The organism is Amycolatopsis sp. NPDC004079, assembly GCF_040610415.1.
In the GTDB taxonomy this organism is placed as follows: domain Bacteria; phylum Actinomycetota; class Actinomycetes; order Mycobacteriales; family Pseudonocardiaceae; genus Amycolatopsis; species Amycolatopsis halotolerans.
This window is the reverse complement of record NZ_JBEXMH010000059.1, coordinates 14,097-38,485: the sequence shown is the minus strand read 5'-3', so window position 1 is coordinate 38,485 and position 24,389 is coordinate 14,097. Positions and strand designations below refer to the sequence as shown.

Sequence of the window (24,389 nt, the reverse complement as noted above, 5' to 3'; positions counted from 1 at the left end):
TTTCGCCGGGCGGTTCGTGCGTCTCCAGCAGCACTGACTTCGCCGGGTGACCGGCCGTAAACCGGCGTGCTTGATCGCCTGGACGCCACGTAAACTGGCCGGTATGCCCAAGGAACGTGGACAGAAGGTCATCGCGTCGAACCGCAAGGCTCGGCACGACTACTCCATCCTGGACACCTACGAGGCCGGGATGGTGCTGGTGGGCACAGAGGTCAAAAGCCTGCGGGCCGGCAAAGCGTCGCTTGTGGACGCGTTCGCGACGGTGGACGACGGAGAGGTGTGGCTGCGCAACGTCCACATCCCCGAGTACACCCAGGGCACCTGGACCAACCACATGCCGCGGCGCACGCGGAAGCTGCTGCTGCACCGGCGCGAGATCGAGCGGCTCATCGGCAAGACCAAGGAAAGCGGTCTGTCGCTGGTGCCGCTGTCGATGTACTTCAAGGACGGCAAGGTCAAGGTCGAGATCGCGCTGGCCCGGGGCAAGAAGGCCTACGACAAGCGCCAGTCGCTCGCCAAACGCGACGCGCAGAAGGACATCAGCCGCGCGATGGGGCGGGCGTTGAAGGGCCGGTTCACGGAGTGAGCGCGGGTCCGGCCGCCGACGCCGACGTCCCGGGCTGGATCGCCGGGCTCGGCCTCGACGGGATCGTCGACCTGCACGTCCACTTCCTGCCGAAGCCCGTGCTGGACAAGGTGTGGGCGTATTTCGACCGCGCTGAGCAGCACTACGGCACGCCCTGGCCGATCCACTACCGCACGCCTGAGGCGGAGCGGATCGAAACGCTGCGCGCGCTGGGCGTGAAAGCCTTCGCGCCGCTGGTGTACCCGCACAAGCCGGGCATGGCGGAGTGGCTCACGTCCTGGGTTTTGGAGTTCGCCGAGCAGGTGCCGGAAGCGGTGCCGACTGGCACGTTCTACCCGGAGCCGGGCGCGGCATCCTATGTGGACAGTGCGTTGCGTGCGGGGGCCCGGTGCTTCAAGGCGCACGTTCAGGTCGGCGCGTACGACCCGCGTGACGAGCTGCTCGATGGCGTGTGGGGTTCGCTGTCCGAAGCGGGCGTACCGGTGGTGATCCACTGTGGACACGGGCCGTTGCGCGGCGATTTCACCGGGCTCGAGGTGTTCGAGGAAGTCCTGCGACGGCATCCGCGGCTTACCGCCGTCCTCGCGCACGCGGCGATGCCCCAGTTCACCACCGCGTTCGAGTTGATGGCCCGTTACCCGCGGGTGCACCTGGACACCACCATGGTCGGCGTGCCGTTCGCGGAGGCGATGTCGCCGCTGCCGCCGGACTGGACGGTCCGGTTGGCCGAGGTGGCCGACCGCGTCGTGCTCGGCACCGACTTCCCGAACATCCCGTACTCCTACGCCACACAGCTGAAGGCGATCGCCGGCTGGGCAGCCGACGATCGCCTTGGCGAGCCGTTCCTGCGAGCGGTGCTGCACGACACCCCCGCGAAGCTGCTCAGCGTTTGACCGCCACGAGGGCCCGGCCGCGCGGCAGCGACACCTGACGTCCGGCCAGCGCGAACCCGGCCGCGACCAGCGCCACCCACGGCAGCGGACCGTTCAGCACGCCGTCGCGCAGCGGTGCGAACCCGTGCGCGGCCAGGCCGAGGAGACCGCCGGAGGCGAGCAGGCCCGCCAGCACCAGCTGCGGCGTCCGTGCGGTCACGACCAGGCCGTCCGGCTGCGTCTCGAAGCGCTCGAACAGGCGCAGCAGGCCCAGCAGCACCGCGCCGCACACCGCGAACCAGGCGGGTGCCATGAGGAACCACATCGACGTACCCGGGGTCGGCGTCGAGTAGCCGAGGCCGAACACGGTCACGCCGGAAACCACGACCAGCGCCGGCATGTGCCACAGGTAGACCGACATGAACCGCGGGCTGAGCCAGCTGAGCGCGGCCGTGACGCGGGGGAGCGAGACGAGCTTCTCGCGGAAAGCCAGCAGGAACCCGATCTGGCCGAGCGCCAGGAACAGCAGCAGGACGGTCGGCGGGCTCATGTTGGACACCGGCGCGCCCGGCATGCCGATCATGCTCGCCGGGTACGGACCGAACGCGATCAGCAGCGCCGTCACCCCGAAACCGGCGGCGGACACGGCGAGCGCGGCACGGCGGCTGAGCGAGCCGAGGCGGCCTTCGACGTAGTGGAAACCGAGCTGGTGCACGGCGACCCAGACGATGACGGCGTTGGCGTACCCGATCAGGCCGAGGTCGGAGAACCGCGCCACGTCAACGAGAACGCCCAGTCCGGCCAGCACCGCCGGCACCGCGAGACCCCAGCGCCGGTGTGCGGCGACCATCAGCGGCGTGAGCAGCACGGTGAGCAGGTAGACCGACAGGAACCACAGCAGCTGCGCGGCGATCGCGCTGGCCACTTGCACTGGCTGTGGCGGAACTCCCAAGCCGTGCAACAGATCCGGCGCGACGAGCCACACCGCCATGAGCGGCAGCACCGGAACGAGCAGCCGGCGCACCCGTCCGGCGAACCAGGCGCGGGTGGATTCCGCGCGGCGCAAGGAGATCAGGTTCGCCGCGCCGCCGGCGAAAAAGACGAGGGGCATGACTTGCGACGCCCAGGTGATGATCCACCAGCCCGGCGTCGCGAGGGCGTTGCCGGTGGAAAGAGTGTTGCCGGAAAAGGAAAGCACCGGCATCGTCCAGTGCTGCGCGACCACCGCGAGGATCGCTCCGGCGCGCACCACGTCGAGAAACTTGTCCCGGGACGCCCGTGGGGCGCGGGTCGGCAGCTGGCTCGTCGTCATGCTGAAGAGCTTGTCGGTTTCCGGGGGCGGAAACAGCGGTGCAGACCACCGAAAAGGGGTTCAGGCCAGCAGGGGGTGCGAGGTGGGGTTGGCCCTACCTCCCTAGGGGAGGGTGTCCGGTTCCGGTTCGGATTCGTGCGCCTGTACCCGGTACGCCCAGCCGTCCTCGGTGAGGCCGAGTTCGTACCGCGTCTCGATTTTCGGGCCGCCGTGCAGGTGGATGTGGCGCACGACGGTGCCCGGAACCGGTTCCTCGTCGGCGAGTTCCTGCACCCGGCCGTCGAGCGGGCCGCCGAAGAAGCGGACGCTGCGGTCGGACATCGGGCTCTCCTCGCTCGGTTCGGGCGGCATCAGTCCATGGTAGGCGAGGGAGGCCCGCCCGGGCTGCCGTCAGTTCGAGTGAGGGGTTTCAGCGGCCAGGTTCAACGGCCAAGGTAGGTCAGCACCGCGCGGACCCGGCGATGTTCTTCGGAGCTTGCCTCGAGGCCGAGCTTCGAGAAGATGTTGCCGATGTGCTTTTCGACCGCTCCGTGCGACACGACCAGCGAGTTCGCGATGGCGTTGTTGGACAGTCCCTGCGCCATCAGTCCGAGTACCTCGGATTCACGCGCGGTGAGCGAATCGAGCGGGTTGCGGCGGCCGCGGGCCATCAGCTGGGCGATGACGTCGGGGTCGATGGCGGTGCCGCCGTCCGCGACGCGACGGACCGCGTCCAGGAACTCGTCCACGTCGGCGACGCGCTCTTTCAGCAGGTAGCCGACGCCGCCAGCCCCGCCGGACAGCAGCTCGACCGCGTAGCTTTCCTCGACGTACTGGGACAGCACGAGCACCGGCAGGCCAGCGATCTCCTTGCGGGCCGCCAACGCCGCGCGCAAGCCCTCGTCGGTGAAGGTCGGCGGCATCCGGACGTCGACAATCGCCAGGTCAGGACGGTGTTCGGTGATCGCGCCGAGCAGGTCGTCGCCGTTGTCGACCGCGGCGACCGTCTCGATGCCCTCGTCGGCGAGCAACCGGGTGACCCCCGCCCGAAGCAACACGGCGTCTTCGGCGATCACTACTCGCATCAAAGCCCCCAGGTCCGTGAGTGAAAAGCTCCCGGAGGCTATTCACTCACGGACGGGTCACCATTGACACGGCAGGTCCGCTCTGATGACCGTCGGCCCGCCGACCGGGCTCACGACGGTGATCACGCCGTCGATGGTCGCCGCTCGGTCGGCCAGCCCGGCGAGCCCGCCGCCATGGCGAACCTCGGCGCCGCCGTGGCCGTTGTCGGTGATCTCGGTGATGACGTGCGTTTCCGAACGCCACACCTTCACCGTCGCCTCGGTCGCGCCGGAGTGCTTGGCGATGTTGGTGAGGGTCTCGCCGACGATGAAGTAGGCCGTGGTCTCGACCGCGGCCGGCGGCCGGGGCTCGACGTTGACGTGCACGTCCACCGGGATCGGCGACTTCGCGGCCTGCGCGGACAGAGCCGCGTCGAGACCGCGGTCGCCGAGCACGGCGGGGTAGATGCCGCGGGCGAGGTCGCGCAGTTCGGAAACGGCGAGCTTGGCGTCCGAATGGGCCTCGTCGATCAGGTCGCGCACCGCGTTCGGGTCGTTGTCGAACTTCGACTTCGCCCGGCCGAGGCTCATCGCGACCGCCACGAGCCGCTGCTGCGCGCCGTCGTGCAGGTCACGCTCGATTCGGCGGCGCTCGGCCTCCGCGGCGTCCACGCCACGAGCCCGCGACGCCTGCAGGTGCTCAGCCTTCTTTTCGAGCTTCTTCGTGCGGTTCGGGCCCAGCATCGACAGCGCCAGGTTGCCGTGCAGCCAGCCCAGCCACGGCGTCACCCAGATCGCCATCGGCAGCAGCACGATCGACGCGATCGCGATCGGCAATTCGACGATCGACAGCGGGAACGCGACCATCAGGTAGGCCAGATCGCGCCAGGTCGTCGGGTCGGACAGCCGGGTCAGCCAGCGGCGGGTCAGCGACTGCCCCTCCAGCGGAAGCCGCTCGACCGGCGCCAGCGGGGTGCCGAGCATCCGGCGGGCCCAGCGGCGTTCGAGGTCGCCTGACCAGCGGATGAACCCGGTGACGGCCAGCAGGATCGGGAAGCCGATCCAGATGATGAGCGTCGCCGTGCCGACGGTGCCGCCGACCACGATGAGGATGAACTGCAGCAGCCGCAGCACGAACGACGGGATCATGTACGCGATCGTGCGGGCCGGATTCGGACGGGGCTGCTCCGGAGGCGGGTCTTGCGAAGTCATCCGGCCACCGTGATCCCGTCGATCTCGTTCCACGAGCGCTCCATGCGACGCCGCTGGGCGACCGTGGGCCGCAGCAGCCCGGTCGCGAACGCCGCGTGCAGCGCCGCCAGCCCCTTCGTCAGGGCCACGGCGATCGCGGCGAACAACACCCCCAGCGCCGCCCACGGCAGCGCGGTCACCGTCGAGTCGACGACGAACCACTGCACATCGTAGCTCGGGAAGGCGTAGACGCCGTCCGGAAGGAAGCGGTAGTAGATCGGCAGCGTGACCAGGCCCAAACTGACCGCCCACACCGTCACGACCAGCACGAACTCCACCAGGCCGAGCGGGAAGAGCAGGAACAGGTAGGACAGGTCGCGCCACGTCGCCGGGTCCTTCAGCCGGGTCAGCCAGCGCTGCTTCTGCCCGGACGGCGGCAGCGGAAGGTAGGGGTCGTCGACGTACACGTCCAGCAGGGCGAACACCCGCCCCCGCTCGACCCGGCCCGCGATCCGCGCGAACAGGATGAGCAGCGCGAGCAGCGGAACGCCCAGCCACACGATGAGCGTCCCGAACCCGGCCGAAGCGAGCGTCACGATCAGCGTGAACGAGAGGATGCCGATGGGCAGGTTGAGCAGCAGATAAGCCAGCGCCCCGCCCAACGGCGGAGTGCGGCGCCCGAAACTGCGACCGGCGGGCACGGTGACCATGGCGGGGCTCCCTCACTGCGGAAACTGACCTGCTCAGCATGGCCGGACCGGTGGCGGGCAACCAGGGGGCGAGCGGGCATCTTCGAGGTGGGGACAGCCCTACCCCGGCTGCTTGCCCATGCCGGAATTATCGGGTTGCCGGGGGAGTTATGATGGGTAGGTTACGAGCACCTACAAGGGGGTGAACGGTTTCGACTCTGGACGTTGAATCAAGGGAAGCGTGCCGGTGCAGGCGAGAGACCACCGTAAGCGTCATCGCAACCTAATAAGCGCCAAGGCCAATAGCCAGCGCGACTTCGCTCTCGCTGCCTGATCGCAGTAGAGCAAGTCTGTCGGCCCGGGGTCGCCTCCGACCCGGTTTCCGGCATCAGCTAGGAGGCTCACCTCCAGTCCCGGCCACGGGGCCTGGTTGGGAAGCAAACAGTGGCTGGGCTCGTCACTTCAGCTTGTTCGCGTGACTGAAGGGGCCAAGCAGAGACAGAGCGGACTGCGCACGGAGAAGCCTTGAGGAGGCGCTAGAGGACCCGGGTTCAATTCCCGGCACCTCCACTCGATTCGCGGGAGAGCCCTGCCCACGCTTTACGCGTGGGCCAGGGCTCTTCTTCGTCATCTCCTTTGGGGGTCGGACCCCCAAACCCCCGCCAGGGGGCTGCGCCCCCTGGACCCCCATCGTGGTGGGCGCGTTTTGTGGGACGGTTGCCGTCAGGGTCGTGGTGCGGTGGTGTCCGCTGCGGGTTTGGCTTTGCTGTTGGGGTGGCAGCTGGTGGGGATGGCAGGCGCGTGTTCGTGACGGGTGCTGGAGTTCGGGTCGGCGGGGGTGTTGGTCGGCGCGGGCTGCGCCGGGTGGTGTCGTTGAAAGTTCTTGGCGCCTTGACTAGTGGGTTCTGTTGGGTACCCGGCTCGCGGTCGGGTTGAGCGCGAGCCGGGTTCTTCGCGGGGCTACGGCTTTGTGGCGGTCAGGGTTAGGCTTGTCGGGTTTTTCGCGCAGCGGGCGGCTCGGTCTTGGTCGGCGGGGGCGACGGTGGCCGAGGGTTTTACCGGGGCCCAGGCGATGTTGGTGAAGCCCGCGGTGCGCAGGACGTCCACGATGGTTGCCGTGGGCCAGTGGTGTACTTCGATTTCTGTTGGCGGGGTCGTCAGGACGGCTACCTTGAACTTGTCGCCTTCCTGGGGGTTGGCGGGGCGGTGCGTGCGGAAGCCCGCCGCGGTTTCGGATTCTTCGCTTGAGTCCGCGTTCGCGCTCAGGACGACTAGGCGGCCGCCGGGTTTTAGGTTGGCTTGCATGGTGTTCGCCATGGTTTGCATGGTTTTCCGGGTGTCCGCGTAGTGCAGGACGTGGATGGCCGTTACCACGTCGAACTCGCCTTGGGGCGGCATTGTCGCCAGGTCTTGGACTTCGTAGGTGATGCCTTGCGGGGCCCGCGCTTCTGCTTGCTGCGCCAGGGCGATCATGCCGGGGGACAGGTCGGTGCCCACTACTTGGGCGGCGCCTAGTTGTTTGATGCGGCGGGTGAAGCTGCCTTCGCCGCAGCCTACGTCCAGTACTCGCAGGCCACTCAGGTCGCCTAGGAGTTCTTGGAATGAGGGCCATTCCAGGTTTTCCCGGACGAAGCTGATTACTGCTTCTACGTCGGCGAAGGTGGTGGCTACCTGGTCGTACTGGTCTACGGATTCGGTCATGCGAGGTCTCCGTGTTCAGACGGGGCGGATTGTGGCGTAGCCCTGGCCGGGGTCTGGTTTCAGGGCTGAGGTGTCCGAGAAGATCACGTTCGCCAGCGGGAGGGGCTGGTGATAGAAATTTAGGGAGGCGTCTACGTCGAAGATTCTGCACGAAGACACGAAGAATGGTAGTTCGGCGATGAGGTAGTTTTTCGCCTCGGCGATTTGGGCGGGGGTGGCGTCGCCCGTTAAGCCTTTGGCGGCCAGGACTTCTTTGGTCATTTCTGTGCTGGCGGCGGACAGGGTGGGGTCTGTCGCGGTCAGGTGGGCGCAGTGCGCCAAGGCCTCGGTGTAGACAGGGCTTGCCGAGAGTTCGGACATGCGGTGCAGGCCGTCGGCTGGTCTTGGGCCGCCTAGGTCGGTCCAGGCTCGGAGTACTCGGTTTCGCAGGACGTTGGTTTCTGATCTGGCCTTCTTCGCCGCTTTGGCCTCGTCGTAGCCCAGGGCGGTGAAGGTGTGTTTCAGGGCGCTGTCGGGGATGATGACGTCGATTTGCTTGAATTCCGTTTGCAGCCAGTCCAAAGTGCCGCGCAGGCGGTCCACGTTGAAGTAGCTGTTTCCTGGGCTGACGCCGAAAACCGCGTGGCGGCGGGATTCCCAGACTTCTCGGCAGGACGTGGTCAGGGGTTCCACGCTGAAGCCGTTGCTGATCATGTCCAGCGTCCGGAGCCGGGGGTGGCCGCGGTGTTCAGGTGGGTGCGGCGGAGTTCTTCCCGGACAATTTTTCCCGTTGCCGTTCTTGGCATGTCCGCCGTCGCGATGACTACTGGGTCCGCCAGGTCGGGGAGGCCGGTGCGGGCGCGGGACCAGTCGGCTTCGTCCAGGCGGCCGTCCCGGGTCGCGACGACGGGGAGGGGCACGTCGTTTTCGCGCGGGAGGATGGCCACGTCGGAGCCCTCAGGCAGGCGGTCCACCAGGGTGTCTTCGAATTCCAGGTAGCCGATGCCGGACGAGACGTTGACCTCCCGGTCCACGATCTTCAACGCCCCGGTCGGGGTGAGGATGCCGATGTCGCCGGTGTTCCACCAGTCGCCCACCAGTTTTTCCTTCCAGCGTTCGGGTTCGCCGTAGTAGCCGGCGCAGCGGGCCTTCGTTTTGGCCAGCACCAGGCCCGGGCGGCCGCGGTCGACCGGTTCGAAGGTGACGGGGTCGACGATCTTGAGGGTGACGAAACCGGGCATGGGACGGCCCACGACGCGCGGGCCGGGTTTGTGGTCGCGCGGGCGGTTCGCGGAGCGGCGCGAGAGCACGGTCATGCCCATGCCGCCGGTTTCCGACTGGCCGTAACCGTCGCGCCAGAGCGGGAACGGGTGCCGGGACGCGTTCAGGAAACGGCGGATGACCGGCCAGCGGATCGCGTCGAAGTTCCCGGCGAACAGGCGGATGCGGGCGAACGGGTTGTCCGCGCCGGTGCGGATCAGCGGGGCCATGGCCGCGTAGTCGATGGGCAGCGCTTCCATGAAAGTCGGCCGGTAGCGGCGGAAAACCCGGTCGACCACGTCCGGGGAGCTGTCGTCCATGACCAGAACGGTGGCCGGGGACAGCGTCAGCACCGAATAGATCCACGTGAAGGCTCGCGCGTGCACGTAGGGCGTGAACATGGCCACGACGTCGTTGCGGCGGAACGTCAGGGGCGGGAAATGGCGGCATTCCAGCCTGGCCATTTGCTTTTGAATGGTGGCCGGCGGGAAGATGATCAGCTTGGGGATGCCGGTGGTGCCCGAGGTGTGGGTGAGCATCAGGAGTTCGTCGTCGCGGCGCGGGACGGGGTGCGGGTGCGGCTCGGCTTTGAGGTCCGCGTAGGTCTGTGCGTGCGGGGAATCGCCGTTGACGCTGAAGATCTTTCCGGCGAGATCGGGGAACACCGCTGGCGAGATTTCCGCGCGTTCGATGCGTTCCGCGTCAGTCACGACCGCCGCCGGTGCTACGCGCCGGATCAGGGCTTGTACCGCTTCCTTTCCCAGCATGCCGGACAGCATCACGGCGACCGCGCCGATCCGGGCGATCGCGGCGGCCAGCAGAATGCAGTCGAAATGATTGGCCTTGTAGACGACCACCCGATCGCCGGGTTTCACGCCCGCTTTGCTCAGCACGCCCGCGGAGTCCTTGACCAGTGCGGCCAGCGCGGGGAGGTCCAGGGTCGAGCGGCTTTCCCGGTCGATGTCCAGCGGCCGGGACAGGTGGAACGTCATGGGCTTGCCGGAACTGCTTCGGTGATCGAACAGTTCGCCCAGGTTGAAAGCCCAGTTCGGTTTCATCGGTGAAGTGCTCCTATGCGGTGGAATGCGGCATCACAAGGCCGCTCGCCGCCCTTGGCCAAATGCGGGCAAGGGTAATCGCAGCGACTCGAATGACGCTCGAATCACTGGAGGGAATGTTCGGCTGGCAGCGCAAAGCTGATCCGGGCATCGCCCCCGCGACGCCCGGATCAGTGAAGATGGCCTACCGGTGGCCGGTAAGCGAACAGGCAGAAACGTACTGAAGCGAATCCACTCAAGCCCCCTGATGTTTTGAGTTTCGCTTTAAACCCATTAAGAGCTATACCTGAGCGGATAGTGACTGTCAATCGTCCGTTGGGACCGGCCAACGCGAGTATTGCGACAAGTGGGGGAACCGGCGTGGTGACGCTGAAGTGCCGTTGTGTCGGTTTTGTCGCGGCTGGAAAGGCGTGGTTGCGCGGGTGCGCGCTTCGGTTAAGGTATGCTCGTTCGTGAGGACGTTCTGGGGCTAGCGTTTATTTTCTGGGGGAATTGCCGGGAGGTGGGCTTCACTCAAGGACGGCGCGAGCAGTCCGGTCGTGCGGGCTTGTTCGACTGCCGCGGCTCTGCGGTGCGCGCCGAGTTTCCGGTAGAGATTCCGGACGTGTGTCTTGACCGTGTTCCGCGAGACGGTCAGCGCGTCGGCGATTTCCGGGATCGACAGGTTGGTCGGCAGGTACCGCAGCACGCGGATTTCGGCTTCGCTCAACGGATCCAGCAGCGGTGCCGGTGCCGAGAAAGCCCGTCCGGCCAGGAGACCGCGGATGCCGGCGATGAGCCCGGCGTGCCGGGTGCGGTGTGCGGCGTGGCGGTCGAGCAGATCCGGCGTCGGGTGCAGCAGGAACCAGACCAGCGCGCCGTCCGGTTCGGCGAGATCGAGCGCGCGTTCGAGGGCGTGCCCGGCGGCGGTCGCGTGCCCGAGCCTGTCCTGGGCGACGGCTTCCAGCAGGTACGCCTGGGTTCGCCAGGTCGGCCAGACCACCGGCGCGGAGCGGTCCAGCACCGGCGCGAGAGCGTCCGACGCGGCAAGCGGATCGGCGGCGGCGAGATGCAGCATCGCGCGTACGATCCGCACTTCGCCGTGGTCGCGATAACGGCGGTCGAAGCTCGCGACAATCCCTTCGACGCGCTCGGTCTCGCCGAGCCGGACCAAGGCCTGCAGTTGGAAGCCGCGCATGGCGCGCGTCATCGGGTTCGGCGCGGTCAGCAGCCGGGCCAGCCGGTCGGCGACGCTGAAAGCGGCCACCGCCTCGGCGTTCCGGCCGCGTGCCATCGCCAGTGTCGCGCGGACGTGCGCGATGCCCATCCCGGCCAGCGGTTGGGCTTCGGGTCGGATCGTCCGCTCGGCACGTCGGACCCACCGCTGCGATTCGTCGAGAAGTCCTTGCCACGCAAGGACCGCGCCGAGCGTCATGTACGCGACCCCGGCGGCCGGTTCGTCCGTCCAGCCGTGCCGTTCGGCCAGTGCGACGGCTTGCCCGCCATGGTCGGCGGCCTGGTCGAAGGACAGGAAGAACTCGTTCGCCGCTTGATAGGCGAGGCTGCTGAACTCCAGGTACGGCCGCTGTTCGCGGGTGCGGCCGCGTTCCAGGTGACGCCGTGCGCCCGCGAAGTTCGCAGTCCAGTATTCCGGGCTGTCGAGGCTGATCAGGGCTAGCGCGCGCAGGTCTTCGTTGAGCGCGGGCAGTCGCTGGGCCAATCCGGACACCGCGGGCAGATCGCCGAGACGGTGCGCCAGCATCAGCCGGACGAGGTCGCGTAAGAAGGACGCCTGTTCTCGCCGGTCTTCGGCGACTGCATTTCGCTCTGCCTGGTCCAGATATCGCTGTGCGGACTCGACCGAGCCGTGCGCCAGTTCGTCCGCGGCGCGCAGAGTCGCGAGTTCTGCTTGTACCGCAATGACTTCCGCGGGAAAGCCGGTGAGCAGGTCGTGTGCGGTGGCGGATCGGCCGTCGAGGTTGAGGGCTGGCCAGTGGTCGGCTAGCAGCCGCGTGGCGAGCGGCCAATCCCGCGCGGCTTGGGCGTGCCGGATCGCCTCGGTCGGACGTCCGTTGGAGGCGAGCCATTCGGCGGCGGCTCGGTGCAATGCGGCTTCGTCCGTCGCGGTGCGGCGCAGTTCCAGGCGCAGGAGACCGGCGAACAACCGGTGGTAGCGGAACCACGTGCGTCCGGTGTCGACGGAGTGCACGAAGGCGTTCGCTCGCTCCAGATCCTGGAGGATGCGTTCACCGCCCGTGCTGCCAGTGAGCAGGTTGGCCAGTTCTCCGTTGACCTGCTCGAGAATCGACGTCCGCAGCAACAACTCCCGTACTTCGGGGGTCTGCCGTTCCAGCACTTCCTCCAGCAGGTACTCGGCCACAGTCCGCTCGCTGCCGGAGAATTCGGCGACGAACCGCTCCGGATCCGGGTGCCCGGCAAGGGATAGGGCCGCCAGTCGCAACCCGGCAACCCAGCCTTCGGTCCGGTCCAACAGCGACGCAAGCGTTTGCCCGGACACCCTCACCTCTGCGAAGTCCAGAAGCTGTCTCGCGTCGTCGAGGGTGAACCGGAGGTCGGCCGCGCGGATTTCGGTCAGCTCGCCGTCCAGCCGCACGCGGTGCAGCCCCCGGAGCTCGTGCCGCGTGATCAGGACGAGCCGCAGGTGCGCCGGGGCACGAAGGGCGAGCAGTTCGAGCTGGCGGGCGTCGGCGGCACTCAGTTCGTGCACGTCGTCGATCACCAGCCAGAGCCGTTCCGTCAGCGGCGCGACGTCGGTGAGCAGGCGTTCCACCATCGCCGACGCGTCGAGATCCGGTGCTGGGGTGAGCGGTCGCACGAGTGGACTGGCGTGGCGGAGCGCGTTGAGCACCGTCGGCCAGAACGTCTCGCGCGAGCTGACCCAGGCAACGCGGTCGGTCAGGTCCGCATCCTCGAGCCACGACCGGACCGGCATGCTTTTCCCGCTGCCCGCGGGCGCGGACACCACCGTCACCCGCGCTGCCGCGGTGAGCCGTTCGAACAGCACCTGCCGTCGCACGACTTTCATGGCGTCGATCAAATCACCCCGATGGGGTGAGGGCCGCTCACCTCGTGCTCGCACAGGCTGATGAGGAACCGATCGGACCAGGGGAGAAGTACGTGCAGGCAGTCGTGAACACCGGCGAAGGCATCCGCGTCGTGAAGGTCGGCGAGCCGGACGAACCAGGGGTGCGGATTTCCGTCGCTTCCGCCGGGATCTGCGGGACAGACGTGCTGCTCGCCAGCTCCGGCGTGATGGGATTCGTCTACGGCCACGAGTTCGCCGGAGTGGACGACTCCGGCCAGACGTACTTCGTCGAGCCGACCGTCTACGGCGGAGCCTGCGACGAGTGCCGCGCGGGCTATCCGCAGCGGTGCACTGAAGAGGGGCACGGGAACCTCGGGGTCTTCAGCGACGGAGGGATGACTGAGCGGATCGTCGTGCCCGAGTACACGCTGCTGGCGTTGCCGCCGGAGCTGTCCGTCCGGGACGCGTGCCTGATCGAACCCGGCGCGGTGGCCTGGCACGCGGTGCGGCGCGCGCAGCCTCGTGAGGGGGAACGGATCCTCGTGGTTGGTGGCGGTTCGATCGGATTGCTGGCCGCCGCGGCCGCTCGTGGCCAAGGTTTCGAAGCGGATTTGGAAGCGCGGCACCCGGCGCAGTTGGAGGCGGCTGAACGCCTCGGATTCGGCAGGCCGAACGGTGCGTACGACGTGGTGATCGACGCGGCGGGCAGCGCGACCAGCCTTGATCGGGCCGCTGAGGCCGCTCGGCCGGGCGGGCGGATCGTTCCGTTAGGCGTCTACCTGGACCGGATGCCGGTACCGGGCAGTGCGGTGAGCCAGGTCAAGGAGCTGACCTACGTCAGCAGCATCGCTTACGGCCGCCACGACGGGGTGCGGGAGGTCGAGGAGGTCGCGGGAATGCTGGCTGGGAATCCCGAACTGGCGCGGACGATCATCACCCACCGGTACCCGCTTGAGGACGCGCGGGAGGCGTTCCGCGTCGCGGGTGACCGTGCGGCTGGGGCGATCAAGGTGGTCCTCGAACCGTGATCTCATTCCGGCCGGTTGCCGCCGATGTGGGTGGTGAGCGTCGCGGCTGTCGCGGCGACGGCTTCGGCTAGAACGGGGAAGGTTTCTTCGCAGGGACGGTCGTCTGGGCAGAGGTGGCGCAGCGTCACGCTGATCGCGGCCATCGGCCTGGAACCATGGTCGAACACTGGGGCGGCGACAGAGGCGAAGCCCGCTGTCACGTGACCGTCTTCCACTGACCAGCCCAGACGGCGTTCGGTGGCCAAGGTGCGGCGTAACGCGGCCAGCGAATTGGGGCCGCGCGGAGTGCGCAAGACGAACGACGCGGCGGCTGGGAACAGGGCGCGGACGTGTGCGGCTGGCAGATGCTGCAGCATCGCGCGGCCGGAGGCGGTCAGGTGTGCGGGCAGGCGTACGCCGACGTCAGTGACGAGCGTTTCGGGGCGGGCTGGGCGTTCCTTGATCAGGTACAGCGATTCGTTGCCGTGCAGGACGCCGAGGTGTGCGGTGTGGCCGATGCGGTCGACCAGTTTGCGCAGCAGCGGTCCGGCAAGCCGCTCCAGCGGGTCGTGGCGCAGGTAGGCCGAGCCGAGTTCGAAGGCGGCGATGCCGAGGCCGTAGCGGCGTTCGGCGGGCAGGTGGGTGACGAAACCGGCCGCGGTCAGTTCGTTGAGCAGGTGATACGTCGTCGACCGGGGCAGGTCGAGGTCGCGGGCGACGGCCGCCGCCGAGACCGGGCCCGCGTGGCCGGCCAGCAGGCGCAGCACGGAGAGGCCGTTGCGCAGGGCGGGAACGTCGGAACTGCTCACCGGGGGACTCCTCCGCCTCCTCAGGAAATGGTGCGAGGGGACCCCTCGCACCGCCCAGACGGAGTATGAGGGGTCCCTTCGCTCCGGTAGCCGAGGCTCTCGCCACGTGTTGTCTTGGATACCAGACACTACCGCCAACTCCGCACTGTCGCCGGAGCCCGCCGGGAGGTGCAATGGCGGCATGCCGGAACCAGTCCTCCTGAGCTCGAAGCCGATGACCGCGGCGCAGGTCGTCGACGTCGTCCGCGGGCACGCGCACGTCGGGCTCGCCGAGGCGGTCGAGAAGAACCTCGCCGCCACTCGCCAGCACATCGAAGACCTTGCCGACGCCACGTCGCCGACCTACGGGGTCTCGACCGGGTTCGGCGCGCTCGCCACGCGCCACATTCCCGTCGAGAGCCGCACCGCGCTGCAGCGCAGCCTGATCCGCTCGCACGCCGCGGGCGCCGGGCCCGCGGTGGAGACCGAAGTGGTGCGCGCCCTGATGCTGCTGCGCCTGCGCACGCTGGCCAGCGGCTACACCGGCGTGCGCCCGCAGACGGCGCAAACGCTTGCGGCGCTGCTCAACGCGGACATCACGCCGGTCGTGCACGAGTACGGTTCGCTCGGCTGCTCCGGCGACCTCGCGCCGCTGGCCGCGGTCGCGCTGGCGTTGATGGGCGAGGGCGAGGTATTCCACGCGGGCGAGCGAAAGCCCGCCGCGGACGCGTTGCGGGCGGCCGGGATCACGCCGGTCGTGCTGGCCGAGAAGGAGGGCCTCGCGCTCACCAACGGCACCGACGGCATGCTCGGCATGCTGCTGCTCGCCGCCGCCGATCTGCACCGGCTGCTGGACGTCGCGGACCTCACCGCGGCGATGAGCGTCGAGGCGTTGCTGGGCACGGATCGCGCGTTCGCCGCCGATCTGCAGGCATTGCGGCCGCACCCGGGTCAGGCGACCAGCGCGGCGCGGATGTTCGCGGCGCTGCAGGGATCGAAGATCGTGGAAAGCCACCGCGGTCCGGACTGTAACCGCGTGCAGGACGCGTACTCGCTGCGGTGCGCGCCGCAGGTGCACGGAGCCGCGCGGGACACGCTGACGCACGCGGAACTGGTTGGGGAGCGGGAACTCTGGTCCGCTGTGGACAATCCGGTGGTGCTGGCCGACGGCCGGGTGGAGTCGAACGGCAACTTCCACGGCGCGCCGGTCGCGTACGTGCTCGACTTCCTCGCGGTGCCGGTGGCGGACGTGGCGAGCATCGCCGAACGCCGTACCGACCGGATGCTCGACCAGGCGCGTTCGCACGGGCTGCCGCCGTTCCTCGCGTACGACCCCGGCGTCGACTCCGGACACATGATCGCGCAGTACACGCAGGCCGCCGTGGTCAGCGAGCTCAAGCGGCTCGCCGTGCCCGCCTCGGTCGATTCGATCCCGAGCAGCGCGATGCAGGAGGACCACGTGTCCATGGGCTGGTCCGCCGCGCGCAAGCTGCGCAAGGCGGTCGACGGCCTGACCACCGTGCTCGCCGTCGAACTGCTCACCGCGGCCCGCGCGCTCGATTTCCGCGCGCCGCTGCAGCCCTCGCCGGTCACCGGACGCGTCCGGGACCTGCTGCGCACCAAGGTCGAGGGTCCTGGCCCCGACCGTCACCTGGCGCCCGAGATCGCGGCCGCCGAAGAACTCGTGCGGTCGGGCGCTGTCCTGGCCGCGGCCGAACTGGAGGCCTGAGCATGACAAGCACCGCCCGTACCGTCCGCGCCGCCCGGGGCACCTCGCTGACCGCGAAGAACTGGCAGACCGAGGCCGCGCTGCGGATGTTCCACAACAACCTCGACCCGGAGGTCGCCGAGCGGCCCGACGACCTGGTCGTCTACGGCGGCACCGGCCGTGCCGCGCGCAACTGGGCGAGCTTCGACGCGATCACCCGCGAGCTGACCGCGCTGGAGCAGGACGAGACGCTGCTGGTCCAGTCCGGCAAGCCGGTCGGAGTGTTCCGCACGCACGAGTGGGCGCCGCGGGTGCTGATCGCGAACTCGAACCTGGTGGGCGACTGGGCGACCTGGCCGGAGTTCCGTCGGCTCGAGCAGCAGGGTCTCACCATGTACGGCCAGATGACCGCTGGTTCGTGGATTTACATTGGCACGCAAGGCATTCTGCAGGGCACCTACGAGACGTTCGCCGCGGTGGCGAAGAAGCGCTTCGGCGGAACCCTGCGCGGCACGCTCACCGTCACCGCCGGTCTCGGCGGCATGGGCGGCGCGCAGCCGCTGGCGGTCACGATGAACGACGGCGTGGCGTTGTGCATCGAGGTCGACGCCCAGCGCGCGCACCGCCGCGTCGAGCACCGGTACCTCGACGAGGTGGCCGACGACCTGGACGACGCGATCCGGCGGGTCACGGCGGCGAAGAAGGAGCGGCGTCCGCTGTCGGTCGGCGTGGTCGGCAACGCCGCCGAACTGCTGCCGGAGCTGCTGCGCCGCGACGTCGAGGTGGACATCGTCACCGACCAGACCTCGGCGCACGACCCGCTGTCCTACCTGCCCAAGGGCATCAGCGTGGACGACTGGCAGGACTACGCGGCGAAGAAGCCGGACGAGTTCACCGACCGGGCGCGCGAGTCGATGGCCGAGCACGTCGACGCGATGCTCGGGTTCCTCGACCGTGGCGCCGAGGTGTTCGACTACGGCAACTCCTTGCGCGGCGAGGCGAAACTCGGCGGCTGCGAGCGCGCGTTCGACTTCCCCGGTTTCGTGCCCGCCTACATCCGGCCGCTGTTCTGCGAGGGCAACGGGCCGTTCCGCTGGGCCGCGCTGTCCGGCGACCCGGAGGACATCGCCGCGACCGACCGCGCGATGCTGGAACTGTTCCCGGAGAACGAATCGCTGGCCCGCTGGATCAAGCTGGCCGGCGAGCGGGTCGCGTTCCAGGGCCTGCCCGCCCGGATCTGCTGGCTCGGCTACGGCGAACGGCACCTGGCCGGCCTGCGCTTCAACGAGATGGTGGCCAGCGGCGAGCTGAAGGCCCCGGTCGTGATCGGCCGCGACCACCTCGACTCGGGCAGCGTCGCCTCGCCGTACCGCGAGACCGAGGGCATGGCCGACGGCTCCGACGCGATCGCCGACTGGCCGCTGCTCAACGCGCTCGTCAACACCTCGTCCGGCGCGAGCTGGGTGTCCATTCACCACGGCGGCGGGGTCGGCATGGGCCGGTCCATCCACGCCGGGCAGGTGTCCGTCGCGGACGGCACGCCGCTGGCGGCGCAGAAGCTGGAGCGGGTGCTCACGAACGACCCGGGCATGGGCGTCATCCGGCACGTCGACGCTGGGTACGACCGCGCGGCCGAGGTCGCCGACGAGCGTGGCGTGCGGGTGCCGATGCGGGAGCAGGCGTGACCGCATCCGGGCTGCTCGGCGAGATCGCCGACGTCGGGCGCGACGCCCGGCGCGGCGGTTACTCGCGGCACGCGTTCGATTCGCCGGAGCACGACCTGCGCACGTGGTTCGTCGAACGGGCGCAGCAGCTGGGCCTCGACGTCGAGACCGATCGCAACGGCAACCTGTGGGCGTGGTGGGGCGCTCCCGGCGCGAACGCGGTCGTCACCGGCAGCCATTTGGACTCCGTGCCGGGCGGTGGCGCGTTCGACGGGCCGCTCGGCGTCGTGAGTGCGCTGGCGGCAGTGGAAGCGTTGCAGGCCAAGGGGTTCCGTCCGAACAAGCCGTTCGCGGTGGTCGTGTTCGCCGAGGAGGAGGGCGGGCGCTTCGGCGTGCCGTGTCTCGGTTCGCGGCTGCTCACCGGGACGATCGACGCGGACCGGGCCCGGGCGTTGCGGGATCCGTCCGGCGTCACGTTCGCCGAGGCCGCCGCGAAGGCCGGGCTGGACGTCGACCGCGTCGGCGCGGACCCGGACCGGCTCGGGCTGATCGGGCAGTTCCTGGAACTGCACGTCGAACAGGGCAGGGGGCTGATCGACCTCGGATCGCCGGTGGCGGTCGGCAACACGGTGATCGCGCACGGCCGGTGGCGGTTCTCGTTTGCCGGACAGGGAAACCACGCGGGCGCGACGTTGCTCGCGGATCGTGTGGATCCGATGCTGCCCGCCGCCGAGACCGTGGTGGCAGTGCGACGGTTGGCGCGGAAGTTGTCGGACGCTCGAGCGACCGTGGGACGGCTCGTGCCCACGCCGGGCGGGACGAACGTGATCGCGTCCACTGTGGACCTTTGGCTGGACGCGCGGGTGCCGGGCACGTCGACGCCGGAGCTGGTCGAGGAGATCACCCGGGCGGCGCAGGACGCTGCGGAAGCGGAGGGATGCCAGCTCGCCGTCACGCGCGAGTCGTACTCCGACGACGTGGTGTTCGACGAGTCGCTGCGGCGGTCGTTGGGGGAGTGGCTGGGCGCTCCGCCTGAGCTGCCCACCGGTGCCGGGCACGACGCGGCGATCCTGGCGGGATTCGTGCCGTCCGGGATGCTGTACGTCCGCAATCCGACCGGGATCAGTCACGCGCCAGAGGAATTCGCCGAGGCGGACGACGTCGAGGCCGGTGCCCGGGCGCTCGCCGAGGTGCTGGAGCGGCTCGCGAGATGACCACCTACTGGTGCGAACGGGCCTGGCTGCCCGAGGGTGTCGCGGACGCGGTCCGGATCGAGATCGCCGACGGCCGGATCGTTTCGGTGGTCGCCAACGCGGAGCGGACCGGAACTGTCCTCAATGGACTTACTCTGCCCGGGTTCGCCAACGGTCACTCGCACGCGTTCCACCGCGCGTTGCGCGGCCGGACGCACCACGAGCGGGGCACGTTCTGGACGTGGCGGGAGCGGATGTACTCGCTCGCCGCCCGGCTCGATCCGGATTCGTACTACCGGCTCGCCCGCGGCGTCTACGCGGAAATGGTGCTGGCGGGGTACACGAGCGTCGCCGAGTTCCACTACCTGCACCACGGGCCGGGCGGCAAACCGTACGCGTCGCCCAACGCCATGGGCGACGCGCTGCGGCAGGCCGCGCGGGATGCCGGGATCCGGATGACCCTGCTCGACACCTGTTATCTCGCGGGCGGCATCGGCGTGCCGCCGGACGAGGTGCAGCAGCGGTTTTCGGACGGTTCCGCGGAGAAGTGGGCGGAACGCGTCGCGCTGCTGAAGGAAGACGACCTGTTCCGGGTCGGCGGGGCGATCCACTCCGTGCGCGCGGTGCCGGAGTACGAGCTGCCGAAGGTGGACAGCGCGGTGCCGAAGGACCGGCCGTTGCACATCCACCTGTCCGAACAGCGCGCGGAGAACGAGCAGTGCGAGGCCGCGTACCGGTGGACGCCGACCGGTTTGCTCTGGGATTACGGCGTGCTCGGCGAGCGGCTCACCGCGGTCCACGCGACGCACCTGACCGAGCAGGACATCAAGTGGCTGGGCGATTCCAAGAGCGGCGCGTGCTTCTGCCCGACCACCGAACGGGACCTCGGCGACGGCATCGGACCAGCCCGGAGTCTGCTCGACGCGGGCGCACGGCTCGGCATCGGGAGCGACAGCAACGCGGTGGTCGACGCGTTCGAGGAGACCCGGGCGCTGGAGCTGGACGACCGGCTCGCCAGCGAGGAACGCGGTCGGTTCACCGCGGAGGAACTGCTCACCGCCGGGACCGAGCACATCTCTGCGGGCTGGCCGGAGACTGGCACTCTCGCGGCTGGTGCTGGGGCTGACCTGGTCACCGTCGCGACGGACACCGTGCGTACGGCCGGGATCGAACCGTCCGGCGTGCTGTTCGCCGCCGCGGCCGCGGATGTCCGTACCGTGGTGGTCGCGGGGCGGGAAGTGGTGCGCGACGGTGCGCACGTGCTGATCGAACGACCGGAAACCTTACTGGCCAAGGAGATCGAGGCGCTGTGGCAGTTCTGATCACCGGAATCGGCGAGCTCACCACGAACGACCCGGAACTGGGCAAACTCCGCGATGCCGCGTTGGTGCTCGACGGCGAGACCGTCGCGTGGGTCGGTCCGGCCGCACAGGCTCCAGACGCCGACGAGCGCATAGACGTCGAGGGCCGCGCGGTGCTGCCCGGGTGGGTGGACAGTCACACTCACCTCGTGTTCGCGGGCGATCGCACCGCCGAGTTCGAGGCGCGGATGGCCGGACAGGCTTACGCGGCAGGCGGAATCGCGGTCACCGTCGATGCGACGCGGGCGGCTTCGGACGAGCAGCTGGCGGCGAATCTCCGTCGACATGTCGAGGAAGCGGCTGCGCAGGGCACCACCTGCCTGGAGACGAAAACCGGGTACGGCCTCAATGTCGCTGACGAGACTCGGTCGGCGCGGATCGCCGGTGCGGTCGCGGATGAGGTGACCTTCCTCGGGGCGCACCTCGTGCCGCCGGGTGCCGACGCGGAGTCCTATGTGGACTTGGTGTGCGGCGAGATGCTGGACGCGGTCGCGTCGCACGTGCGGTGGGCCGATGTGTTCTGCGAGACCGGTGCGTTCGACGAGGCGCAGTCGGCGCGGGTGCTCAAGGCGGCGGCGGAGCGCGGGCTTGGGCTGCGGGTGCACGGCAATCAGCTCGGCGAGGGTCCCGGAGTGCGGCTGGCGGTGGAGCTGGATGCGGCGAGCGTCGACCACTGCACGTACCTGAGCGATGCCGACGTTGAAGCGCTCGCGTCGTCCAACACGGTCGCGACGGTGTTGCCCGCGTGCGATCTGTCTACGAGGCAGTCGCTCGCTCCGGCGAGGCGGTTGCTCGACGCTGGTGCGACGGTCGCGTTGGCCAGCAACGCGAATCCGGGCAGTTCGTACACCACGTCGATGGCCTTCTGCGTGACGACAGCGGTGCTGCAGATGCGGATGACTGTCGACGAGGCCGTGTGGTCGGCGACCGCCGGTGGCGCGCGGGCGCTTCGCCGCGAGGACGTCGGGTATCTGCGGCCGGGTGCGCGGGCGGATGTGCACGTACTCGACGCTCCGTCCACCACGCATCTCGCTTATCGGCCCGGGGTCCCGTTGACCCACTCGGTGTGGCGGAAAGGGGCAAAGCTGCGTTAATCCGGGTGGCGACCGAGTCCGCGGCTGCGCTAACGTGAAAGGGAACAGGACGCGCGAAAGACCATTGTCCGGTATGGGTTAGGCTGGACGATCCATTCGCTCTGTTTCCAAGCGCCCGGCGTGGGCCAGCCCAGTGCGTCCCTCTCGAACCAGAATTTGGTACGGAAGGGACTTCGCTGATGGCGAATAACGCTGCCACCGACAGCACGGGCAATGGCAATGCCGCCGTAGACAATGCCGCGGCAAGCAGTGCCGCAGCAAGCAATGCCGCGGGCAATGCCGCCGTAGGCAGTGCCGACAACACGGTGCTCGTGATCGGAGCCGGGCTCGGCGGGCTGTGTCTCGCCCAAGGGCTGCGCAAAGCCGGTATCCCGTGCGAGGTCTACGAACGAGACTCCGCGCTGGACGCACGCCGACAGGGTTATCGGCTGCACATCGATTCCCGCGGCGACCAGGCGTTGCGGGACGTGCTCCCGCCGCACCTGCACGAGCTGTTCCGGGCCACGTCGGGCCAGCCGCGCAACGTCACCACGATCTACGACAGCCAGCTGAAGCCGGTCACCGAGTTCGTACTGGACGACGGCGATGTCCAGCGCAACGTCAACCGGTTCACCCTCCGGGAGATTCTGTTCGAGGGACTCGGCAACGTCCACTTCGGCAAAGAGTTCGTGCGGTACGAAACGCACGAGAACGGCGTGGTCGCGCACTTCGCCGACGGGACGCAGGCGCGCGGCTCGGTTCTCGTCGGCGCGGACGGCGTGAATTCGCCGGTGCGCCGCCAATATCTTCCGTACGCGCGGGTGGCCGACACCGGCTTGCGCCAGCTGTACGGGAAGATTCCGCTCACCGAGGCGAACCGGGAACTCTTCGACCCGGCCATGTTCTCGGTGTTCAACATTATTTCCGGGCCGGGCAAGGCGATGATCGGAGTCGCGCCGGTCGACTATCCGGAGCCGATCGCCGACGCGTGCGCGCGGCTCGCGCCCGGCGTGCGGCTCAGCCCCGACAAGTCGTACATGACCTGCGCTTTCGGTGCTCGCCAAGAGATCTTCGGGAAGACTGATGACGAACTCCGCGCGCTGTCCGGGGACGAGATGCACAAACTCGTGCTCGACCGGGTCTCCGGCTGGCATCCGAAGGTGCGCCGGATCGTGGAGAGCTGGCTCCCGGAAACGATATTCCTCGTCTCGATCCGGACCAGCGTGCCGATCGGGCCGTGGGAGCCGTCGCGGGTCAGCCTGGTCGGCGACGCGATCCACGCGATGAGCCCGGCCGCCGGGGCCGGGGCGAACACCGCGATGCGCGACGGTGCCGCCCTCGCCGCCGCGTTGCGCGGCGGCAATCCCGACGCGATCGGGGAATACGAGGCGGAAATGCGCCGGTACGGATTCGCCGCGGTCCGCGAGTCCGCGGCGAACGGTGCGCAGCACCTGGGACAGAACCCGTTGCCGGAAATGTCCTTAAAGACCGTTTCCTAAAGAGCCGCGAGAAGAGCGTGGGGGCAGTTTTCCTGCCCTCGCGCTCAGCCCCGCGCGCGGTCACCAACCATCGGGGCAACGATGAAAAAGGACCAGCAGGTGAACAGCGGAAAACCAGCGGCGGCGGCAAGATCTCGTTCATTTAGAGTTCAACTACTGGCCACTCGCTGAGGGATCTGGAGACACCGCCCGCGTCGGTACCGTCACTCTCACAGGACACTCCGACCTGGAGAGCGGGCATGGACTTTTCTCTCATCGTCCTGGTGGTGATCGTCGCGGCGCTGGCCTTCGACTTCACCAACGGGTTCCACGACACGGCCAACGCCATGGCCACTTCCATCGCGACCGGCGCGCTGAAACCCCGGGTCGCGGTCGCGATCTCGGCGGTATTGAATCTCGTCGGCGCGTTCCTCTCGATCGAGGTCGCGAAAACCATTTCCGGCGGCATCGTCGACGACACCAAGGTCACGCCGGTGGTGATTTTCGCCGGATTGGTCGGGGCCATCGTCTGGAATCTCGTGACGTGGCTGGTCGGGCTGCCGTCGAGTTCGTCGCACGCGCTCTTCGGCGGGCTGATCGGGGCGACCTGGATCGCGTCCGGCGCGGACGCGGTGCACTTCGCGAAGGTCGTCGAAAAGGTGCTCATCCCGGCGATCGCGTCGCCGGTGGTGGCGGGCGTCGTCGCGATCGTCGGCACGTTCCTCGTCTACCGGATCACCGCCAAGTCGCGGCAAGACGTCGTCGGCAAGGGTTTCAAGACCGGCCAGGTCCTTTCGGCCAGCCTGGTTTCGCTCGCGCACGGCACCAACGACGCGCAGAAGACGATGGGTGTCATCACGCTCGCGCTGATCGCGGGCGGTTCGCTCGCGCCCGGGTCCAACCCGCCGGTGTGGGTCATCCTCGCCTCCGGCGCGGCGATCGCGCTCGGCACCTACTTCGGCGGCTGGCGGATCATCCAGACGATGGGCAAGAAGCTCACCGAAATCCAGACGCCGCAAGGGTTCGCCGCCGAGACGAGTTCCGCGGCGGTCATCCTGGCCTCGTCGCACCTCGGCTTCGCGCTGTCGACCACGCACGTCACCTCGGGCGGCATCATCGGTTCCGGGCTCGGCCGGAAACTCGCCGAGGTCCGCTGGGGCGTCGCGGGCAAGATGGTGATCGCCTGGGCGCTCACGCTGCCCGCCGCCGCGATCGTCGGGGCCATCGCCGCCGCGGTCTCCACTCGCGGCAGCTGGGGCACTGTCCTCGTCGGCGGCGTCGGAGTGCTGCTCGCGCTGGGAATCTGGCTCGCGTCGCGGCGCAACCCGGTCACGCCGGCCACCGTCAACAACGAGCCGGAGGGCGCTGAGCCCGCCCCGGTCGCGGCCTGAGGGAGCACGA

The 24,389-nt window shown here is 68.8% G+C and carries 20 protein-coding genes and 1 other RNA gene; 11 read left to right on the top strand and 10 right to left on the bottom strand.

Features of this window, described 5'->3' with window-relative positions; genetic code table 11:
* The first annotated feature begins 103 nt into the window (after positions 1-103).
* The gene (gene smpB / locus ABZX37_RS39090) at positions 104-586 is read left to right on the top strand and encodes an SsrA-binding protein SmpB (protein WP_116206697.1); all 483 of its coding nucleotides are present in this window, start codon (positions 104-106) and stop codon (positions 584-586) included.
* Positions 583-1,479 (top strand): amidohydrolase family protein, encoded by an 897-nt coding sequence (locus ABZX37_RS39085; protein ID WP_354748377.1) that lies wholly within the window; start codon positions 583-585, stop codon positions 1,477-1,479. The genes smpB and ABZX37_RS39085 overlap by 4 nt, the downstream gene beginning before the upstream one ends.
* On the opposite strand, the gene ABZX37_RS39080 is transcribed toward ABZX37_RS39085, so the two are convergent.
* The 5 genes from ABZX37_RS39080 to ABZX37_RS39060 form a co-directional block, all read right to left on the bottom strand.
* A complete protein-coding gene (locus tag ABZX37_RS39080) occupies positions 1,469-2,770 on the bottom strand; it encodes an acyltransferase (protein ID WP_354748375.1) in 1,302 nt (433 codons plus the stop codon). The two genes, ABZX37_RS39085 and ABZX37_RS39080, sit on opposite strands and share 11 nt — an antisense overlap.
* A 102-nt stretch (positions 2,771-2,872) precedes the next feature.
* Complete coding sequence (locus tag ABZX37_RS39075; protein ID WP_344269261.1) at positions 2,873-3,091, bottom strand: hypothetical protein; 219 nt, start codon at positions 3,089-3,091, stop codon at positions 2,873-2,875.
* Positions 3,092-3,192: 101 nt separating this feature from the next.
* Positions 3,193-3,834: a response regulator transcription factor gene (locus ABZX37_RS39070; protein ID WP_009073303.1), complete on the bottom strand. Its 642-nt coding sequence runs from the start codon at positions 3,832-3,834 to the stop codon at positions 3,193-3,195.
* Between the two features lie 57 nt (positions 3,835-3,891).
* Positions 3,892-5,025, bottom strand: a complete 1,134-nt coding sequence (locus tag ABZX37_RS39065; protein WP_354748372.1) for a sensor domain-containing protein — start codon at positions 5,023-5,025, stop codon at positions 3,892-3,894.
* Positions 5,022-5,714: a sensor domain-containing protein gene (locus ABZX37_RS39060; protein WP_354748370.1), complete on the bottom strand. Its 693-nt coding sequence runs from the start codon at positions 5,712-5,714 to the stop codon at positions 5,022-5,024. The genes ABZX37_RS39065 and ABZX37_RS39060 overlap by 4 nt, the downstream gene beginning before the upstream one ends.
* 177 nt (positions 5,715-5,891) lie before the next feature.
* Here ABZX37_RS39060 and ssrA point away from each other — a divergent pair.
* Positions 5,892-6,266: a transfer-messenger RNA gene (gene ssrA, locus ABZX37_RS39055) on the top strand.
* Between the two features lie 387 nt (positions 6,267-6,653).
* Here ssrA and ABZX37_RS39050 read toward each other — a convergent pair.
* From ABZX37_RS39050 to ABZX37_RS39035, 4 genes are all read right to left on the bottom strand, one after another.
* Positions 6,654-7,394 (bottom strand): class I SAM-dependent methyltransferase, encoded by a 741-nt coding sequence (locus ABZX37_RS39050; RefSeq protein WP_354748368.1) that lies wholly within the window; start codon positions 7,392-7,394, stop codon positions 6,654-6,656.
* Between the two features lie 15 nt (positions 7,395-7,409).
* Entirely contained in the window at positions 7,410-8,087 is a 678-nt protein-coding gene (locus tag ABZX37_RS39045) for a tRNA-dependent cyclodipeptide synthase (protein ID WP_354748366.1), read from the bottom strand.
* Positions 8,084-9,691, bottom strand: coding sequence for an AMP-binding protein (locus ABZX37_RS39040; RefSeq protein ID WP_354748364.1), 1,608 nt, complete (start codon positions 9,689-9,691; stop codon positions 8,084-8,086). The genes ABZX37_RS39045 and ABZX37_RS39040 overlap by 4 nt, the downstream gene beginning before the upstream one ends.
* A 469-nt stretch (positions 9,692-10,160) precedes the next feature.
* Positions 10,161-12,716 carry a LuxR C-terminal-related transcriptional regulator gene (locus ABZX37_RS39035; RefSeq protein ID WP_354748362.1) on the bottom strand — a complete coding sequence of 852 codons (2,556 nt, stop codon included), beginning with the start codon at positions 12,714-12,716 and terminating at the stop codon, positions 10,161-10,163.
* A gap of 92 nt (positions 12,717-12,808) precedes the next feature.
* Here ABZX37_RS39035 and ABZX37_RS39030 point away from each other — a divergent pair, with 92 nt between their 5' ends.
* Complete coding sequence (locus tag ABZX37_RS39030) at positions 12,809-13,744, top strand: alcohol dehydrogenase catalytic domain-containing protein (RefSeq protein WP_354748360.1); 936 nt, start codon at positions 12,809-12,811, stop codon at positions 13,742-13,744.
* 2 nt (positions 13,745-13,746) lie between these two features.
* Here the strand turns inward: ABZX37_RS39030 and ABZX37_RS39025 are convergent, their stop codons facing one another.
* Positions 13,747-14,532: an IclR family transcriptional regulator gene (locus tag ABZX37_RS39025; protein ID WP_354748358.1), complete on the bottom strand. Its 786-nt coding sequence runs from the start codon at positions 14,530-14,532 to the stop codon at positions 13,747-13,749.
* A gap of 181 nt (positions 14,533-14,713) precedes the next feature.
* Here ABZX37_RS39025 and hutH point away from each other — a divergent pair, with 181 nt between their 5' ends.
* The 7 genes from hutH to ABZX37_RS38990 all read left to right on the top strand — a co-directional run bounded on the left by hutH (position 14,714) and on the right by ABZX37_RS38990 (position 24,379).
* Positions 14,714-16,240 (top strand): histidine ammonia-lyase, encoded by a 1,527-nt coding sequence (hutH, locus tag ABZX37_RS39020; protein WP_354748356.1) that lies wholly within the window; start codon positions 14,714-14,716, stop codon positions 16,238-16,240.
* A 2-nt stretch (positions 16,241-16,242) separates the two neighbouring features.
* On the top strand, positions 16,243-17,904 hold the full coding sequence (gene hutU / locus ABZX37_RS39015) for a urocanate hydratase (protein WP_354748355.1): 1,662 nt from the start codon (positions 16,243-16,245) through the stop codon (positions 17,902-17,904).
* Positions 17,901-19,097, top strand: coding sequence for an allantoate amidohydrolase (locus ABZX37_RS39010; protein ID WP_354748353.1), 1,197 nt, complete (start codon positions 17,901-17,903; stop codon positions 19,095-19,097). Before hutU ends, ABZX37_RS39010 begins: the two co-directional genes overlap by 4 nt.
* Positions 19,094-20,398 (top strand): formimidoylglutamate deiminase, encoded by a 1,305-nt coding sequence (locus ABZX37_RS39005; RefSeq protein ID WP_354748351.1) that lies wholly within the window; start codon positions 19,094-19,096, stop codon positions 20,396-20,398. Before ABZX37_RS39010 ends, ABZX37_RS39005 begins: the two co-directional genes overlap by 4 nt.
* The gene (hutI, locus tag ABZX37_RS39000; RefSeq protein ID WP_354748349.1) at positions 20,386-21,531 is read left to right on the top strand and encodes an imidazolonepropionase; all 1,146 of its coding nucleotides are present in this window, start codon (positions 20,386-20,388) and stop codon (positions 21,529-21,531) included. The genes ABZX37_RS39005 and hutI overlap by 13 nt, the downstream gene beginning before the upstream one ends.
* Positions 21,532-21,710: 179 nt before the next feature.
* Positions 21,711-23,009, top strand: a complete 1,299-nt coding sequence (locus ABZX37_RS38995; protein ID WP_354748347.1) for an NAD(P)/FAD-dependent oxidoreductase — start codon at positions 21,711-21,713, stop codon at positions 23,007-23,009.
* Between the two features lie 239 nt (positions 23,010-23,248).
* Positions 23,249-24,379, top strand: coding sequence for an inorganic phosphate transporter (locus ABZX37_RS38990; RefSeq protein ID WP_354748345.1), 1,131 nt, complete (start codon positions 23,249-23,251; stop codon positions 24,377-24,379).
* Positions 24,380-24,389: the final 10 nt, after the last annotated feature.

Coding starts and splice junctions, on each gene's coding strand:
- smpB (WP_116206697.1), top strand. CDS start 104: ATGCCCAAGGAACGTGGACAGAAGGTCATCGCGTCGAACCGCAAGGCT.
- ABZX37_RS39080 (WP_354748375.1), bottom strand. CDS start 2,770: ATGACGACGAGCCAGCTGCCGACCCGCGCCCCACGGGCGTCCCGGGAC.
- ABZX37_RS39075 (WP_344269261.1), bottom strand. CDS start 3,091: ATGTCCGACCGCAGCGTCCGCTTCTTCGGCGGCCCGCTCGACGGCCGG.
- ABZX37_RS39070 (WP_009073303.1), bottom strand. CDS start 3,834: ATGCGAGTAGTGATCGCCGAAGACGCCGTGTTGCTTCGGGCGGGGGTC.
- ABZX37_RS39065 (WP_354748372.1), bottom strand. CDS start 5,025: ATGACTTCGCAAGACCCGCCTCCGGAGCAGCCCCGTCCGAATCCGGCC.
- ABZX37_RS39060 (WP_354748370.1), bottom strand. CDS start 5,714: ATGGTCACCGTGCCCGCCGGTCGCAGTTTCGGGCGCCGCACTCCGCCG.
- ABZX37_RS39050 (WP_354748368.1), bottom strand. CDS start 7,394: ATGACCGAATCCGTAGACCAGTACGACCAGGTAGCCACCACCTTCGCC.
- ABZX37_RS39045 (WP_354748366.1), bottom strand. CDS start 8,087: ATGATCAGCAACGGCTTCAGCGTGGAACCCCTGACCACGTCCTGCCGA.
- ABZX37_RS39040 (WP_354748364.1), bottom strand. CDS start 9,691: ATGAAACCGAACTGGGCTTTCAACCTGGGCGAACTGTTCGATCACCGA.
- ABZX37_RS39035 (WP_354748362.1), bottom strand. CDS start 12,716: ATGAAAGTCGTGCGACGGCAGGTGCTGTTCGAACGGCTCACCGCGGCA.
- hutH (WP_354748356.1), top strand. CDS start 14,714: ATGCCGGAACCAGTCCTCCTGAGCTCGAAGCCGATGACCGCGGCGCAG.
- hutU (WP_354748355.1), top strand. CDS start 16,243: ATGACAAGCACCGCCCGTACCGTCCGCGCCGCCCGGGGCACCTCGCTG.
- ABZX37_RS39005 (WP_354748351.1), top strand. CDS start 19,094: ATGACCACCTACTGGTGCGAACGGGCCTGGCTGCCCGAGGGTGTCGCG.
- ABZX37_RS38995 (WP_354748347.1), top strand. CDS start 21,711: ATGGCGAATAACGCTGCCACCGACAGCACGGGCAATGGCAATGCCGCC.
- ABZX37_RS38990 (WP_354748345.1), top strand. CDS start 23,249: ATGGACTTTTCTCTCATCGTCCTGGTGGTGATCGTCGCGGCGCTGGCC.